The sequence below is a fragment of the Pseudomonas sp. P9_35 genome (assembly GCF_034008205.1).
Taxonomy (GTDB): Bacteria; Pseudomonadota; Gammaproteobacteria; order Pseudomonadales; family Pseudomonadaceae; genus Aquipseudomonas; species Aquipseudomonas kilonensis.
The window spans coordinates 2,096,291-2,112,183 of record NZ_CP125373.1; the positions used below are offsets into that span (position 1 = coordinate 2,096,291).

At 62.4% G+C, this 15,893-nt stretch carries 13 protein-coding genes; 9 read left to right on the top strand and 4 right to left on the bottom strand.

The window, feature by feature from the left end:
* Positions 1–2: 2 nt before the first annotated feature.
* From kdpB to QMK47_RS09365, 4 genes are all read left to right on the top strand, one after another.
* Positions 3–2,057: a potassium-transporting ATPase subunit KdpB gene (gene kdpB / locus QMK47_RS09350; RefSeq protein ID WP_253472570.1), complete on the top strand. Its 2,055-nt coding sequence runs from the start codon at positions 3–5 to the stop codon at positions 2,055–2,057.
* A 260-nt stretch (positions 2,058–2,317) separates the two neighbouring features.
* Entirely contained in the window at positions 2,318–2,863 is a 546-nt protein-coding gene (kdpC, locus tag QMK47_RS09355) for a potassium-transporting ATPase subunit KdpC (protein ID WP_253472573.1), read from the top strand.
* A 192-nt stretch (positions 2,864–3,055) separates the two neighbouring features.
* Positions 3,056–5,707 carry a sensor histidine kinase KdpD gene (locus QMK47_RS09360; protein WP_320390071.1) on the top strand — a complete coding sequence of 884 codons (2,652 nt, stop codon included), beginning with the start codon at positions 3,056–3,058 and terminating at the stop codon, positions 5,705–5,707.
* Positions 5,708–5,754: 47 nt separating this feature from the next.
* Positions 5,755–6,453 (top strand): response regulator, encoded by a 699-nt coding sequence (locus QMK47_RS09365; protein WP_320390072.1) that lies wholly within the window; start codon positions 5,755–5,757, stop codon positions 6,451–6,453.
* 117 nt (positions 6,454–6,570) lie between these two features.
* Here the strand turns inward: QMK47_RS09365 and QMK47_RS09370 are convergent, their stop codons facing one another.
* Positions 6,571–7,608, bottom strand: a complete 1,038-nt coding sequence (locus tag QMK47_RS09370) for a patatin-like phospholipase family protein (protein ID WP_253472582.1) — start codon at positions 7,606–7,608, stop codon at positions 6,571–6,573.
* Positions 7,609–7,815: 207 nt separating this feature from the next.
* Between QMK47_RS09370 and QMK47_RS09375 the strand changes: the two genes are divergently transcribed.
* The 3 genes from QMK47_RS09375 to QMK47_RS09385 all read left to right on the top strand — a co-directional run bounded on the left by QMK47_RS09375 (position 7,816) and on the right by QMK47_RS09385 (position 10,011).
* A complete protein-coding gene (locus QMK47_RS09375; RefSeq protein WP_003199317.1) occupies positions 7,816–8,106 on the top strand; it encodes a hypothetical protein in 291 nt (96 codons plus the stop codon).
* A gap of 105 nt (positions 8,107–8,211) precedes the next feature.
* Positions 8,212–8,973 carry a CHAD domain-containing protein gene (locus QMK47_RS09380; protein ID WP_320390073.1) on the top strand — a complete coding sequence of 254 codons (762 nt, stop codon included), beginning with the start codon at positions 8,212–8,214 and terminating at the stop codon, positions 8,971–8,973.
* 240 nt (positions 8,974–9,213) lie between these two features.
* Complete coding sequence (locus QMK47_RS09385) at positions 9,214–10,011, top strand: acyl-CoA thioesterase (protein ID WP_046063748.1); 798 nt, start codon at positions 9,214–9,216, stop codon at positions 10,009–10,011.
* A gap of 11 nt (positions 10,012–10,022) precedes the next feature.
* Here the strand turns inward: QMK47_RS09385 and QMK47_RS09390 are convergent, their stop codons facing one another.
* The 3 genes from QMK47_RS09390 to QMK47_RS09400 all read right to left on the bottom strand — a co-directional run bounded on the left by QMK47_RS09390 (position 10,023) and on the right by QMK47_RS09400 (position 13,161).
* The gene (locus tag QMK47_RS09390; RefSeq protein ID WP_253472587.1) at positions 10,023–10,397 is read right to left on the bottom strand and encodes an Mpo1-like protein; all 375 of its coding nucleotides are present in this window, start codon (positions 10,395–10,397) and stop codon (positions 10,023–10,025) included.
* 229 nt (positions 10,398–10,626) lie between these two features.
* Entirely contained in the window at positions 10,627–12,108 is a 1,482-nt protein-coding gene (locus tag QMK47_RS09395; protein ID WP_320390074.1) for a methyl-accepting chemotaxis protein, read from the bottom strand.
* A gap of 246 nt (positions 12,109–12,354) precedes the next feature.
* Positions 12,355–13,161 (bottom strand): TatD family hydrolase, encoded by an 807-nt coding sequence (locus QMK47_RS09400; protein ID WP_320390075.1) that lies wholly within the window; start codon positions 13,159–13,161, stop codon positions 12,355–12,357.
* A gap of 235 nt (positions 13,162–13,396) precedes the next feature.
* Here QMK47_RS09400 and QMK47_RS09405 point away from each other — a divergent pair, with 235 nt between their 5' ends.
* Positions 13,397–14,818, top strand: a complete 1,422-nt coding sequence (locus tag QMK47_RS09405; RefSeq protein WP_253472661.1) for a transglycosylase SLT domain-containing protein — start codon at positions 13,397–13,399, stop codon at positions 14,816–14,818.
* 100 nt (positions 14,819–14,918) lie between these two features.
* Complete coding sequence (locus tag QMK47_RS09410) at positions 14,919–15,353, top strand: DoxX family protein (RefSeq protein ID WP_253472664.1); 435 nt, start codon at positions 14,919–14,921, stop codon at positions 15,351–15,353.
* Positions 15,354–15,893: the final 540 nt, after the last annotated feature.

The following is a 15,893-nucleotide window of genomic DNA, read 5'->3' on the forward strand; positions in this document are numbered from 1 at the left end:
TGATGAATATGCCGATGAGCAAAACCGTCGCCGCCAAGGCGCCGGAACAACCGAAGACCCACCTGTCGGCCCTCTGGCGGCCGGCGCTGGTGCAAGCCTTCGTCAAGCTCGATCCTCGCCAGTTGCACCGCGCACCGGTGATGCTGGTGGTGGAACTGACCGCGATCCTCACCACCGTGTTGTGCTTCATCCCCGACAGTACCGTACCGACGTTCGTCGCTGCGCAAATCGCGCTGTGGCTGTGGTTCACCGTACTGTTCGCCAACTTCGCCGAAGCGTTGGCCGAAGGCCGCGGCAAGGCCCGGGCCGACAGTCTCAAGGCTGGCAGCGAAGGCCTCAACGCACGTCGCCAGACCGCCAGCGGCTTTGAAATCATCCCCGCCACCCGTCTGCGCAAAGGCGATGTGGTGCGCGTCGAGGCCGGCGACATGATCCCCGGCGACGGTGAAGTGATCGAAGGCATCGCCGCGGTCAACGAGGCGGCGATCACCGGCGAATCGGCGCCGGTCATCCGCGAGTCCGGCGGCGATCGCTCGGCCGTCACCGGCAATACGCGGCTGGTCTCCGACTGGCTGCTGATACGCATCACCAGCAATCCCGGCGAGTCCACCCTGGACCGCATGATCGCTTTGGTGGAGGGCGCCAAGCGCCAGAAAACGCCGAACGAGGTGGCGCTGGATATCCTGCTGATCGGCCTGACGCTGATCTTCCTGCTGGTGGTGGTGACGCTGCAACCGTTCGCCCATTTCGCCAACGCCAACCTGCCGCTGGTGTTTCTGGTGGCGCTGCTGGTCACATTGATTCCCACCACCATCGGCGGGCTGCTGTCGGCCATTGGCATCGCCGGGATGGACCGGTTGGTGCGCCTGAACGTGATCGCCAAATCCGGTCGCGCGGTCGAGGCGGCGGGGGACGTGCATGTGTTGATGCTGGACAAGACCGGCACCATCACCTTTGGCAATCGTCGCTGCACGGCGGTCTATGCCGCCCCCGGCGTGAGTGCCAAGGAGCTGGCAGAAGGCGCGTTGTTTGCCTCGTTGGCCGATGACACGGCCGAAGGCAAGTCCATCGTCGAGTACCTGCGAGGTTTGCATTCACTGCCCGAGCCGGGTGTCGACGCGCTGACAGCCGTGCCGTTCAGTGCCGAAACCCGTTTGTCCGGGGTCGACTATCAGGGCCGCATCTACCGCAAGGGCGCCGTGGATTCGTTGCTGGACTTCATCGGCCTTGCACGCAATGAGTTGCCGCAGGCACTGGCGCGGGAGGTCGACAAGATCGCCCAGAGTGGCGGCACGCCGCTGCTGGTGTGCGTGGACGGCAAGCTGCTCGGCGCTATCCACCTCAAGGACGTGGTCAAGCCCGGCATCCGCGAGCGCTTTGCCGAGCTGCGCAAGCTGGGGATTCGCACGGTGATGGTCACCGGCGACAACCCGCTGACCGCCGCGGCGATTGCCGCCGAGGCCGGTGTCGATGACGTGCTGGCGGAGGCCACGCCGGAGAAGAAACTGGCGCGTATCCGTCATGAGCAAAATGACGGTCGGCTGGTGGCCATGTGCGGCGACGGTGCCAACGATGCCCCGGCCCTGGCCCAGGCCGATGTCGGCATGGCGATGAACGACGGCACCCAGGCCGCGCGGGAGGCGGCCAACATGGTTGACCTCGACAGCGACCCGACCAAATTGCTCGATGTGGTGCAGATCGGCAAGGAACTGCTGGTGACCCGTGGCGCATTGACTACCTTTTCCATCGCCAACGACATCGCCAAGTATTTCGCGATCCTGCCGGCGCTGTTCGCTTCGATTTATCCACAGCTCGGCGTGTTGAATGTGATGCACCTGAGCAGCCCCCAGAGCGCGATTGTGTCGGCCATTGTCTTCAATGCCTTGATCATCGTCGTGCTGATCCCCTTGGCCCTGCGCGGTGTGCGAGTGCAAGCGGCAAGTGCGGCGGCGCTGTTGCGACGCAATCTGCTGATTTATGGCCTGGGCGGGATCGTGGTGCCGTTCGTGGGGATCAAGGCGATCGATATGTTGCTGACGGCGTTGCACCTGGTTTGAGCCTGACGTGCGGTGAACCAATTTTTGTTGCAGGACGATCGCTCCCGCCGAGCTCTGTAGGAGCTCTGCAGGAGCTGTGTAGGAGCTCTGTAGGAGCTGTCGAGTGCAACGAGGCTGCGATCTTTCCCCAGACACTTGAATCCCAAGCGAAAGATCAAGATCAAGATCAAAAGATCGCAGGCTTCGCCAGCTCCTACAGAGCCCAGCGCGAGCAAGCGCCTTGCCTGGAAGTTAGCTGTTTCTTATTCGAGGATTTTGAAATGTCCACTCTGATTCGCCCGGCCTTGAGCCTGTTATTCCTGATGACGCTGATCACCGGTGTCGCGTACCCGCTGGTGGTCACCGGCGTGGCGCAAGTCGCCTTTCCCACCCAGGCCAATGGCAGCCTGATCGTCGATGCGGCTGGCAAGGTCCGTGGCTCGACGCTGATCGCCCAGGATTTCACTGGCGATGCCTGGTTTCATCCACGGCCATCGGCCGGTGCCTTCGCCACGGTCGCCAGCGGCGCCAGCAACTTCTCCCCGAGCAATCCGGCCCTGGCCTCACGGGTGATCGATGACGCCCAAAAACTCCAGGTGCCCGGCCAGGGCCCGGTGCCGCTGGCATTGCTGACCACCTCCGCCAGTGGGCTGGATCCGCACTTGCCTCCGGCGGCGATTGCCTATCAACTGGCGCGTGTCGCCGCCGCGCGCAAGCTGCCGGCCTCGACCTTGCAGCAACTGCTCGACGACAACACTGAGCAATCCTTGGTGGGCCCGCCAGTGGTGAATGTGCTGGCGCTGAACCTGGCCCTGGAAAAACTGTAAAACCTGTGGGAGCGGCGCCTGTGGGAGCAAAGCTTGCTCGCGATGAACGATTACACGGTCCATCCGTTGAACTGTGTCGCCTTGATCGCGAGCAAGCTTTGCTCCCAAAGGTCCAGTTCCCATAAGCTTTGCTCCCACAGGTCCGGCTCCCCACAAGGTGTTTGATCAATATTTGAAAGAGACTTCCACGCCATGAGCGACTCCGGCCGCGCCGACGCACTGTTAGCCAATCTACCCCGTAACGACCGTGGCCGGCTCAAGGTCTTCCTGGGCGCGGCGCCCGGTGTCGGCAAGACCTACGCCATGCTGCAAGCGGCCCACACCCAACTGCGTCAAGGCGTGAAAGTCGTCGCCGGGGTGGTGGAGACCCATGGTCGTGCCGAAACCGAAGCACTGCTCGGTGGTCTGGCACAGCAGCCGTTGGTGCGCTCGGAATATCGCGGCGTGACGCTTGAAGAAATGGACCTCGATGGCTTACTCGCGGCCCGGCCGGCCTTGGTGCTGGTGGACGAACTGGCCCACAGCAACGCCCCCGGCAGCCGTCATGCCAAACGCTGGCAAGACATCCAGGACTTGCTTGCCGCCGGTATCGATGTCTACACCACCGTCAACGTCCAGCACCTGGAAAGCCTCAACGATCAAGTGCGCGGCATCACCGGCGTGCAGGTTCGCGAGACGTTGCCGGACTGGGTCTTGCAGGAAGCCGATGAACTGCTGCTGATCGACCTGCCATCGCGCGAACTGCTGGAGCGCCTGCGTGATGGCAAAGTCTATGTGCCGGAACAGGCTCGCGCGGCGATCGATGCGTTTTTCACCCAGACCAACCTGACCGCGTTGCGTGAACTGGCCATGCAGACCGCCGCCGCCCAGGTCGACAATGACTTGGCCCAGGGGTATCGACAACTAGGCCAGGCCGCTCCGGCGGTGCGTGGACGCTTGCTGGTGGGCGTGGACGGTGATGTTCAGGCCGAGCGTCTGGTGCGTCATGCCAGCCGCGTCGCCCAGCGTCGGCATCTGCCGTGGAGCCTGGTGCATGTGGACAATGGCGGCGCGCGGGACGAGTCGTCGCGCCAGTACCTGCAAAGTGCCCAGCAACTGGCTGAACGCCTCGGTGGGGAAGTGGTGCTGCTGCGGGCCGGTGAAGTCGCCAAGACCTTGATCCAGCATGCCAGCGAACGGCGCGCCACGCTGCTGCTTGTGGGGCAGTCCCGACCACGTTTGTGGCGGCGGCTGTTTGGCGGTGGCTTGGCTTCACGCTTGCTGCGCGATGCTCGGGGTCTGGAAATCAACGTGCTGGACAGCGATGAGCAACCGCGTCCCGCTCGCGAGCGTTCAAGCTCCCTCCAGACCGGGTTCGACTACACGCTGGCGCTGGTGGCGACTGTGGCGGCCAGCGCATTGGCCTGGGGCATTTCCGGGGTGCTGGCATTACCCAATATTTCCCTGGTGTTTCTGATGGCGGTGTTGCTGGTGGCGGTACGCAGCAGCCTTGGCCCGGCGCTGGCCTGCGCGGCGCTGTCGTTCCTGGCCTATGACTTCCTGTTCATCCCACCGAATTTTTCCTTCACCATCCAGCGCGAAGAAGACGTTCTGACGCTGGTGTTTTTCCTGCTGATGGCGGCCCTGACCGGCAACCTGGCGGCCCGCCAGCGCCGACAATTGCAAGCCTTGCGCGACACCCAGCAGGAAACCGGCGAACTGCTCGACCTGTCGCGCAAACTCACTGCCGCCACCGACCGCCAGGCGGTGATCAGCGCCGCCGCGCAGCACCTCAACGGCCTGCACGACTTGCAGCTTTGCCTGCTCAATCGCGATGGCCAGAGCGATTGGACGGTCGAGACCGGCGAGCCGTTGACATTCACCGAGGCCGAGCGTGCCGCGGCCGACTGGGCCTGGCAGCACGACCAGCCCGCCGGTGCCGGCACCGGGACGTTGCCATCCGGACGCTGGTGGTGGTGGCCGCTGTCGGCGGAAGGCGGGCCACTGGGGTTGCTGGGTGTGTGCCCGAACGAAGGCAAGCCATTGAGCGGCCAGCGTCGGCGTTTGCTGGCGGCCCTCAGTCAACCATTGGCCCAGGCATTGGCCCGGGCGCAACTGGCCCAGGACCTGGAAGCGGCGCGCCTGCACGGTGAAACCGAGCAATTGCGCAGCGCCTTGCTGGCTTCGGTGTCCCATGACTTGCGCACGCCGCTGACGTCCATGCGCGGCAGCATCGACAGCCTGTTGGCGCTGGGGGAGGCGATCCCTCTGGCCGATCGCCGTGAACTGCTCGAAGGCACCCGCGATGAGGCCGAGCGGCTGGATCGCTACATCCAGAACCTGCTGGACATGACCCGCCTTGGCCACGGCGCCCTGAAGCTGGCGCGGGACTGGGTAGCACCGGCCGATATCGTCGGCAGCGCACTGAACCGCTTGCGGGCGGTGTTGGCGCCGCTGGCGGTCGGCGTCGAGGTGCCTGCCGACCTGCCCTTGTTGTATGTCCACGCGGCGTTGATCGAACAGGCCCTGGTCAATGTGCTGGAAAACGCTGCACGTTTTTCACCGGCCCACGGGCGGCTGCTGCTGAGCGCCGGCACGACGGACAGCGAGGTGTTTTTTTCGGTCGCCGACGAAGGTCCCGGGATCCCTCAAGACGAGCGGGAGAAAATCTTCGATATGTTCTACACCGCTGCGCGCGGTGATCGAGGCGGGCAGGGCACAGGGCTGGGGCTGGCGATCTGTCAGGGCATGGTCGGTGCCCATGGTGGGCGAATCAGCGTCGATGACGGCCTCGATGGGCGCGGCACCTGCATTACTTTGCATCTGCCTTTGCAGACACAGCCGGGCATGGACGATGAAGCTTGAGCGGCTCTGCGGTACTCTCTTTCCACCGATTGCATTGAACGGATCCCATGAGCCAGACCGCGACCCTTTTGGTCATCGATGACGAACCGCAGATCCGCAAGTTCCTGCGCATCAGCCTGAGCTCCCAAGGCTACCGGGTGCTGGAAGCCGGCACCGGCGCTGAAGGGCTTGCCCAAGCGGCGCTGAACAAGCCCGATCTGCTGATACTCGACCTGGGCTTGCCGGACATGGACGGCCAGCAGGTGTTGCGCGAGTTTCGCCAATGGTCGACGGTGCCGGTGCTGGTGCTCTCGGTGCGGGCCAGCGAAGCGCAGAAGGTCGAGGCGCTGGACAACGGTGCCAACGATTACGTGACCAAGCCGTTCGGCATCCAGGAATTTCTCGCCCGCATCCGCGCCTTGTTGCGCCAGGCGCCGGCAGGCGAGCCACAGGAAGCCGCGCTGAGGTTCGGCCCGCTGACGGTGGACCTGGCCTATCGACGGGTGCTGCTGGACGGCACCGAAGTGGCCCTGACCCGCAAGGAGTACGCCGTACTGGCGCAACTGGCGCGCCACCCGGGGCGGGTCATCACCCAGCAGCAACTGCTCAAGGACATCTGGGGCCCGACCCACACCGAAGACAGTCACTACCTGCGGATCGTGGTCGGCCACCTGCGCCAGAAACTGGCCGACGACCCGACCCGACCTCGGTTCATTGTGACCGAGGCGGGGGTGGGGTATCGGTTGTTGGGGGAGGGTGGGCTTTAGTCTTGTGTTGTCTGGAAGGCTGCCATCGCGAGCAAGCTCGCTCCCACAGGGTTCACCGTCGATCAATGTGGGAGCGAGCTTGCTCGCGATGAGGCCCGAACAGCCACTCGAAATCTCTCAGCTCTGGTCACTCTCATACCGATCCAAGGTATCGCTGGCAATCTCCCGCCCCAACGCGATCAGCTCCGGCGCCTTGTAGAACTCGAAGAACCGGCACACCCGTTTTGGCACGTTGATCAGCACATCCGGCGGGTAACCGGCAATCTTGTACTGGGCCAGCGAGGTCTGCATCACTTCGAAACTCTGGTTGATCAAATCCAGCAACGAGGCCGGGCCGACGTTGTCGATGATGAACGAACCGGTGGCGGATTTCGGTGCGCCTTCGTTCTCTGGCGCGGCGGCCGGTTGTTGGCCTTCGGGCTCGGCCGAGTCGATCCACGGGTTGATGTCCGCGGCCTCGGCCTTCAAGGCTTCCTGCTCCAGCAGCAACAGCTGCTCGGCCTGCTTGCGGCGAAATGGCAGGCGCGAACCCAGGGAGTTCACCAGGGTGTCGAAGCGGCGCCGGAACGCGGCGGGGCGCGGGATCACCGGTAACCGATATTGTTTCTGATTGGTGGCGTTGAGGTTGACCGCGATGATCAGGTCGCAGTGGCTCGACACCACTGGCACGATCGGCAATGGGTTGAGCAGGCCGCCATCCACCAACATGCGGTTGCCTTGCATCACCGGCGTGAACAGGCTGGGAATCGCCGCCGAGGCGCGCATTGCCTGATGCAGGCAACCTTCCTGGAACCAGATTTCCTGCTGGTTGGTCAGGTCGGTCGCGACGGCGGTGTAGGGGATGCGCAATTGTTCAATGTTGATTTCGCCGACGATCTTGCGGATCTGCCCGAAGACCTTTTCGCCACGGATCGCCCCCAGGCGAAAACTGACGTCTACCAGGCGCAGGACGTCCAGATAATCCAGGCTTTCGATCCAGTTGCGGTACTCCTCAAGCTTGCCCGCCGCATAGATCCCCCCCACGACCGCGCCCATGGAACAACCGGCGATGCAGGCAATGTCGTAGCCACGTCGTTCGATTTCTTCGATCACCCCGATATGGGCATAGCCCCGGGCGCCACCCGAACCCAATACCAATGCGACACGTTTTGTCATGACCCGGCCTCTTGTCGAACAGATTTCAACAATGCACCCATCGACGACTTGGCTCAATCGTTGTGGCGCACGCGTCGTTTTTTGACACGCCGTGGCGGCATTTGCGTATGCTCGGCCACACTTGAATTTACGCGGTCAAGCAAGGCACTTTTCGCCGTTGCCACCGTCTTAATAGCACGACTGTTGACCTGACTTGAGGTGTTATTGATGAAAGCCCGGATCCGCCTGCCCTTGGTGGCTTCTTTGATGGTTTTGGCCCTGGCCGGTTGCGCAGGCAAAACCGCTTACCGCGACAGTTGTGGCAGCCAGCTCGACAGCGCTTGGCATGAACTGGACCTGGCCAAGGCCGAAGGTTTTGCCGGCACCGTTAGCTACTCCAAGGCCCTGTCCCTGCTGACGGGCGCCAAGACCCAGCAGCAATTCGAAGCGTTCGAAGGCTGCGCCAAGAAAGCCGAGAAGGCGCGTTTCTACATTCGCGAGTCCCGCGCCGGACGATAAAGGCAGCGACAAGCAATCAACTGCAAGCTACAAGGGAAGGACGCAGAATCGTTTTTCACTGGTAGCTTGCGGCTTGACGCTCAGCGCTGTGTACGGAGTACGTCCATGATTGATCGGCTGGTGGCCCGGATACTGGGCCTGGAAGTCCGCCTGTTGGCCTGTCAGGCCCGCTTGAATGCCCATACCGACAGCGAAGCGCTGCATGACCTGCGAACCACGGTACGCCGTTTGCGCAGCCTGCTTCGTCCATTGCGTGGTTTGCCCGGCGTCGAACAGCTGGAAACGGCTGCTTCGGCGGTCGGCACCCTGACCACGCCCTTGCGCGACCGGGAAGTGTTGGCCGCTTACCTGGAGCAGCATGGTCAGGCCGAGGCGGCGCGGCGACGCCAGGTGCAAATGGTCAAGGCTTATCCCGCCGTGGCCGCGAGCGTTGAACTGGCGCAGTTGCTGATGATCCTCGATGCCTTCCCGCGCTTCATTCGCGCCGCCCAGCGTGAGGGGCTGCTGAAGGGCTTGCGCAAACGCATTGAAAAGCGCCTGGACAAACAGTGGAAGAAACTCGGCGAAGCCCTGCGCGATCCGGCCCATGACCGCCATCGATTGCGCCTGCTGATCAAGCGCGTGCGTTATGCCATCGAAGCCTACCCTGAACTCGACCGTCTGCCCGAAGCGGCCATGCCCCGGCTCAAATCCGCCCAGGCCGCGCTGGGAGATTGGCACGATTGCTGGCAATGGCTGGCCAGGGCCAAGGAAGAAACCGATCTGCACGCTTGCGTGCCAACCTGGCACGCCGCGATGGAAAAGGCCGAGGCCAAGTCCGACAAGGTGCTCGACAAGCTGATTGTCAGTTGCTTCGAAAAATCCTGAACCCAGCACATCCCCCTGTGGGACTCTTCCCCCCTGTGGGAGCGAGCTTGCTCGCGATAGCGGCGGGTCAGCTTGTATAAGGATTGACTGATACACCGCCATCGCGAGCAAGCTCGCTCCCACAGGGGAAATTCTAGATCCTCGGCTTTTCTGTCAGTCTCTTTGGCCGGAATGAGCCCTGTGCCGCCAGCCCGGGCTGGTTAAGATTCCTTCATCCTTTTCCCTGTTTTCGAGGTCGTCATGCGCTTTTCCGATTTGATCGATGCCGTGCGCCGGCAGCCAGGTGCGGTGAGCATCGCGCCTGAATGGGGCCAGGGGCGGGCCAGTTTTGGTGGGTTGGTGGCGGCGCTGCAATATGAGGCGATGCGTGCCCAAGTGCCGGCGGATCGCCCGGTGCGCTCGCTGGCGATCACCTTTGTCGGCCCGGTCGAACCCGACGTGCCTGTCAGTTTCGAAGTCGACGTATTGCGTGAAGGCAAGGCAGTGAGCCAGGTGTTGGGGCGCGCGGTGCAGAACGGCCAGGTGGTGACCGTGGTGCAAGGCAGTTTCGGCGCATCGCGCTCATCCGTGGTGGCGGTGCAGGCCGATCCCGCGCCAGAATTCAAAAGCGTGGAGCAATGCCAGGAGCTGCCTTACGTCAAGGGCATGACCCCGGAATTCATGCGGCACCTGGCGATGCGCTGGAGTGTTGGCGGCTTGCCGTTCAGCGGCAACAAGTCCCGCAGCATGGGCGGGTGGGTACGCTTGCGCGGTGATGTGCAGGAGGAGCCGCTGAACGAAAGTCATATCCTGGCCTTGGTGGACGCCTGGCCGCCGGCCTTGTTGCCTCACCTTTCGCAAATGGCCCCGGGCAGCACGCTCACGTGGACCATCGAGTTCGTCCAGCCGCTGCTGGAGCTCACGACACTGGACTGGTGCAAGTACCTGGCCGAGATCGAACATGCCCAGGACGGCTACGGCCATGTCGCCGCGAAGTTCTGGAGCGCCGATGGCCGCTTGATCGCCCTGAGTCGGCAGACGGTCACGATCTTTGGGTAAGGCCGCTCCGGTTAAGACTTGCGGTTGTGACGGTGGCGCTCCCGCCAGGCGCGCCACCAGCCGCCGCTGAGAAAGAACCGCGGAAAAGTCAGGAACTGTTCCACCAGCAGGCGTGACACCGCATCCTTGCGATCGCTGAACGGCTCGGAGGCTTGGGCCTCCAGGCTGTGTCCGTGACGCTGCAAGCCGAGTGCCGCGAGCAGGCCGATGATGCCGATGGCGACATCGCCCAGGCTCAAGCTGAACACCCCCGACACAATCAGCAGAAACGCGATGATGAACAGCGGCACGGCAATCAGGTGCAACACCAGGTTGGTGGGGTGCTGATGATTGTCTGGGTAGGCGCGCCATTGCCAGGCCGGAAGATTGGGGTGACGTTTGCCCATGATGCTGTTCCTCGATTCGTGTGCACTCATGCTTGAAGAATAGGTGCCGCCCAAGGCGCCTGCGAATCGAGGTTGGTTATCGGGGCGATAGCGTCTCAAAAGCTGTATTTGGGTTGACTGTTCTGGCCGCTTCGCGAGCAAGCTCGCTCCCACAGGGGGCCTGCTGGGTTCACAGCATTTGTGTCTCACTCGATCCAGTGTGGGAGCGAGCTTGCTCGCGAAGGCGCCCTCAAAGTTTCAACTGCCCAATCGCCTTGCTCAACTCGCCCGCCAACGTCGCCAGTTCATGGCTGGTGGTGGCTGAGTCGACCGTTTGGCGTACGGTGTTTTCGGTCACGTCGCGAATACTCACCACCGCCCGGTTCATTTCCTCGGCGACATGGCTTTGCTGTTCGGCCGCGACAGCGATCTGGGTGTTGCTCTCGCGCATTTGCGCCACCGCTGCGGTGATCTGTGCCAAAGCATCGCCGGCCTCGCGGGCCTGTTGCACGCAATCGTCGGCCTTGAGCGAGCTCTCCTGCATGAAGTCCACCGCGTCTCGGGTCCCGGCCTGCAGGGCCGAAACCATGGTGGTGATTTCATCCGTGGAGGTCTGTACCCGCTTGGCCAGGTTGCGCACCTCGTCGGCCACCACGGCAAAGCCTCGGCCCATTTCTCCGGCCCGTGCCGCTTCGATGGCCGCGTTCAGGGCCAGCAGATTGGTTTGTTCGGCGATGCTGTGGATCACACTGACCACGCCATTGATCTTCTGGCTGTCTTCGGCCAGACGCTGGATCATTTCGGCGGTCTGCTGCACACCCGAAGACAACCCGGTGATCGACTGTTGCACCCGGGCGACCACTTCGTGACCGTTGCCGGCGAGGGTGTCGGCGGTTTTCGACAGATCGCGGGTGGCGCCGGCATGCTGGGCGATGTGATAAACCGTGGCGGACATTTCGTTGATCGCCGTGGCCGCCTGATCGGTTTCGCTTTGCTGGCCGAGCATGCCGTGGCGAACATCGTTCATGCTCGACGCCAGGCGCGCCGCACCACTGTCCAACTGCCGGGCGGTGCTGGCAACGGTGTCGACGACCCGTTGATAACCGGCCTGCATGGCGTTGAACGCCGCCGCCATCTGGCCCACTTCGTCCTTGCAGGCCAGGGGCACGCGGGCGGACAGGTCGCCGGTTTTTTCCACGTGCAGCATCACGTCTTTGAGCGTGTTGAGCTGGCTGAGCAAAAAACGGATCAACAGCTGCGAGGCGCCCAGCATCGCCAGCATCAACACGAACACGGCTGCGGCGTATTGGCTGAAGCGTTCACCGAACACTTGGCTCAGGCTCACACCTTGGGCCAGCACGGCGAGTTGTTGGCCATCACCTCGACGGATCACTTGGGCGCCCAGCAGCGGGTCATCGCCAAACAGCGGCCCGGTGTCGAGTTCGACCCAGCCGTTGGCCTGGGCCAGCGAAGGCAACGGTTGTTCGTTGAGAACGGGGACCTGGTCGCGCTGGAATGCCAGGAGATAGTCGACCTTGGGCAAGGGCGTTCCGGCAGGCCAGGCATCAAGCAAGTGTGCCTGGGCCTGGGCGTTCGCCTGGGCCGCATGGTTACGCGCCTGCTGTTCGAGGTGCACCGCGTAGAGCACCAGCAGCAAAGTAGTGACAAAGGCGACCGCATTGACCGCCCAGAATTTGTATTTCAGCGAGATATTGCTAAGCCAGGCACCCATGGAAGGTCTTCTCTGATAGCGGAAACAGCATTGGCAAGGTGCCATTATTCTGCCGCTACTCAGGTGACGGGATTTTGATATGGGTCAACAGACAACATCGACCCCAGGATTTGATGTGGGCCCACAGGCAACCAGATCCCCTTGTGGGAGCGAGCTTGCTCGCGATAGCGGTGTGTCAGTCAGCCTGTGTGCAAGCTGGTTCACCGCTATCGCGAGCGAGCTCGCTCCCACAGGGATTTGTAGAGGTCAGGAGAGTGTGGGCAAACCAAAAAACGCCCGGGCGCAGGCGGTACTGTGGGCTGCCAGGTCTTCCTGGGTTTCGCCCCGGTGCAAGGCCACTTCGCGCAGGACCTCCGTCAGGTAGGCCGGTTCGTTGCGACCATTCTTGGGTTTTGGCCGCAGCGTGCGAGGCAGCAGGTACGGCGCGTCGCTTTCGAGCATCAGCCGACCGCGGGGAATTTCGCGCACCAACGGGTGCAGGTGCGTGCCCCGGCGTTCGTCACAGATCCAGCCAGTGATGCCGATGTGCAGGTCCAGGTCGAGATAACTGAACAGCGCCTTCTTTTCACCGGTAAAGCAATGCACCACGGCGGCCGGCAACTGATCGCGAAAATCCCGGAGGATGTCCAGCAAGCGCTGGTCGGCGTCGCGTTCATGCAGGAACACCGGCAGTTGCAACTGGACCGCCAAGGCGAGGTGTTCTTCCAGGACCTTTTCCTGCTGCGGTCGGGGAGAGAAGTCCCGGTTGAAATCCAGTCCGCATTCGCCCACCGCGCGCACGCGGCTGTGCATTAGCAGCTCCTTGAGGTGCCGGGCGCTGTCGGCGGTCCACTCGCTGGCGCTGTGGGGGTGAATGCCGGCGGTGGAAAACAGCCGCTCACTGGTGTCGTCGAGGTGTTGGCACAGTTCCAGAGCCTGTTCGCTGCCCTCGATACTGGTGCCGGTCAAGACCAGTTGGCAGACCCCGGACTCATAGGCGCGCTCGAGCACCGCTTGATGTTTGTCGGCGAAACTGGGGTTGGTCAGGTTGACGCCGATATCGATGAGTTGCATGGTGCTACCTCGGCCCAAAGGCTGGAAAGCATATCAGAGCTGTAGATTTATAAGAAAAGCCAAGAACTACAACGAGTTGAGGCTGTCTGTTAAGGCCGCGAGACACATCGGGTTGGTATAAAAGCCATCACTGTGCCAGTCTTTCGCACTTTTTCAGCGCCCCAGGCGCTCTGTTTCTGTCGACTCAGCCTCGTTTTCAAGGGAGGCGGTCCGCAGTATTCCTTCCGGAGAGTGGATGACACGTCCCCAGGTATTGCTACTGTTGTGTTGTTCGCTGTTGTTGCCAATACCGGCCGAGGCGCGGCTGCCCGGGCCGGTGCAGGCGGTGGCGCCGGGCACGGTGCGCGACCTGGCGCAAATCCGCAGCAGCCGTGTGTTGAAGGTTTTGGTCAACCAGAGCCGCAACAGCTCCGGTGAAGTCCAGGGCCAACCCATTGGCGTCGAATACCATCGGCTGCGAGCCTTCGAGCAATACCTCAACGGCCACGCCCGGGATGGCCAGCAAATCACCCTCAAGATCATTCCCATGGCCAAGGACCAGCTGCTCGGCGCCTTGCAGCGCGGGGAGGGCGACCTGGTAGCGCCGGGTGAGTTGCTCGAACTGCAGGCCGGCCATGCGGTCAGCGCCAGCGATCCGATCCGTACCGACGTGCCGTTGCTGCTGGTGGGTATCAAGGGCGAGAAGCGCTACACCCGTGTGGAACAACTTTCCGGCAAGACCCTGGCCCTGCCCAACGGCAGCGCTGCGGGGGACGCGGTGAACCAGATCAACCAGAAACTGGCGCTGCTCAAACTGCCGCCGGTGAAGGTCGAATGGGTCGATCCCACCTTGGCTGTGGAGGATGTCCTGGAAATGGTCCAGGGTGGGATTTTCCATTTGACCATCGTCGAGCAGCCCATCGCCGAGCGCTGGAGCAAGATCCTGCCCAAGTTGCGCTTCGACCGTCAGGTGCTGATCGGCGAGCCGAGTGACGAGTATTGGTTCGTTCGCCGTGACGCCGCCATGCTGCGGGCGAGCATCGACCGATTCCTGGCGACCTACAAGGTGCCCGCCAACGAGGACGCGGCATTCCTGCGCATTTACCGTCGTTTGTACCAGGTCCACTATCCGCTGGCCCGGGCTGATCGCCAGCGTCTGGAAAAACTGCGCCCGGTGCTGCAAAAACATGCCGATGCCCAAGGCATGGACTGGCTCAACCTGGCGGCCCTGGCCTTCAAGGAATCAGCCCTGCAACCTAACGCCCGCAGCGGCACAGGCCCCACTGGCCTGATGCAGATCACCCCATCGGCGGCTCAGCGGGTCGGAGTCGATAACATCCAGAACCTGGACGCCAATGTGCAGGCTGGCGCCAAGTACTTGGCCCTCATCCGCCGCAAGTTCTTTGCCAGCCCCAAGCTCAACGAGCGCGAGCGCATGGCCTTCGTCCTGGCCGCCTACAACATGGGTCCTGAGCGCGTCCAAGGCATGCGAGCCGAGGCCCGACGGCGGGGACTGAACCCCAACCAGTGGTTTTTCCAGGTCGAGCGCATTGCCATGGAACAGGTGGGAATGGGCGCCGTCAGCTACGTTAATAGTGTCAACAAGTACTACTTGGCGTTTGATCGTGAGCGAGAGTCGCTGGAACTTGGAGATCAAAAGGTCGCCCAGCGGAAATAATCGATAAATTCGATTTGTATCTCGCATTTTTTGCGCTTTTTGTACAAGTTTTTTTGATTAATATAGCGACCAACAACCACATACCTAGGGATGAACCCGCATGAGCTCGTTGATCAATAAAGTCTTGTTTACCCGCGCTGGCTACGGCCTGACTGTCCTGCGCATCGCCGTTGGTGTCATATTCGCTGCCCACGGCTCGCAGAAACTCTTCGGCCTGTTCGGTGGCTACGGCCTGGCAGGCACGGCGCAGTGGATGGAGAGCATCGGCCTGACCCCGGGCTACGTGATGGCGACATTGGCGGGCGGTACCGAGTTTTTCGCCGGGCTGGCGCTGATCATCGGCCTGCTGGCGCGTCCTGCGGCACTGGGCCTGGCCTTCCTGTCGCTGGTGGCGATTTTCTCCGTGCACATCGGTAACGGCTTGTTCATGGCCAACAACGGTTATGAGTTTGCCCTGGCGTTGCTGGCGGGCAGTGTTGCCGTGCTGATCGAAGGTGCGGGCAAGCTGTCGGTCGATCGCGCCATCGCGGGTTGATTGCTCGATTTGAACCCGTCTTGTACGTGATGCTGTTCACTTCGGAAAAACGGCGCTTCTTTCAGAAATGGGAAGCGCCGTTTTTTTTTGGTTTTGTTGCTTTGGTGTGTATATCCGTTATTTAGGTAACGGCTGCTTATGGTTCCGCTCTTACAGCGGGTCACTTTTGAGAAGCCCGGGAGCCGGCCCAGTCAAAAGTAACCAAAACGCTTCTGCCCCACCACTTGGCACCTCGCCTAGGCTCGGTGTGCCCTCACTCCGGCATTGCTCCGTGGGCCCGACGCGAAGGGCCATCCATGGCCCAGCGCGGCTATCCCGGCATCCATGCCGGGATGCCCACTCCACAATGCCTGCGTTCGGCCAGCGTGGTTAACGGGGCGCCGAGATCAACGTCCACCGCGAGGCGGCCTTAGAGCCGACCTGGTTCTTGGTGGGACCGTGTTTTTCCTGTGGGAGCGGGCTTGCTCGCGGAGGCGGTGTGTCAGTTTGCGGTGATGTTGGATGTGCCGGCCTCATCGCGAGCAAGCTCGCTCCCACAGT

Coding starts and splice junctions, on each gene's coding strand:
- QMK47_RS09385 (WP_046063748.1), top strand. CDS start 9,214: ATGCGCTTTTCCGATTTGATCGATGCCGTGCGCCGGCAGCCAGGTGCG.
- QMK47_RS09380 (WP_320390073.1), top strand. CDS start 8,212: ATGATTGATCGGCTGGTGGCCCGGATACTGGGCCTGGAAGTCCGCCTG.
- QMK47_RS09375 (WP_003199317.1), top strand. CDS start 7,816: ATGAAAGCCCGGATCCGCCTGCCCTTGGTGGCTTCTTTGATGGTTTTG.
- QMK47_RS09395 (WP_320390074.1), bottom strand. CDS start 12,108: ATGGGTGCCTGGCTTAGCAATATCTCGCTGAAATACAAATTCTGGGCG.
- kdpC (WP_253472573.1), top strand. CDS start 2,318: ATGTCCACTCTGATTCGCCCGGCCTTGAGCCTGTTATTCCTGATGACG.
- QMK47_RS09410 (WP_253472664.1), top strand. CDS start 14,919: ATGAGCTCGTTGATCAATAAAGTCTTGTTTACCCGCGCTGGCTACGGC.
- kdpB (WP_253472570.1), top strand. CDS start 3: ATGAATATGCCGATGAGCAAAACCGTCGCCGCCAAGGCGCCGGAACAA.
- QMK47_RS09400 (WP_320390075.1), bottom strand. CDS start 13,161: ATGCAACTCATCGATATCGGCGTCAACCTGACCAACCCCAGTTTCGCC.
- QMK47_RS09365 (WP_320390072.1), top strand. CDS start 5,755: ATGAGCCAGACCGCGACCCTTTTGGTCATCGATGACGAACCGCAGATC.
- QMK47_RS09405 (WP_253472661.1), top strand. CDS start 13,397: ATGACACGTCCCCAGGTATTGCTACTGTTGTGTTGTTCGCTGTTGTTG.
- QMK47_RS09370 (WP_253472582.1), bottom strand. CDS start 7,608: ATGACAAAACGTGTCGCATTGGTATTGGGTTCGGGTGGCGCCCGGGGC.
- QMK47_RS09360 (WP_320390071.1), top strand. CDS start 3,056: ATGAGCGACTCCGGCCGCGCCGACGCACTGTTAGCCAATCTACCCCGT.
- QMK47_RS09390 (WP_253472587.1), bottom strand. CDS start 10,397: ATGGGCAAACGTCACCCCAATCTTCCGGCCTGGCAATGGCGCGCCTAC.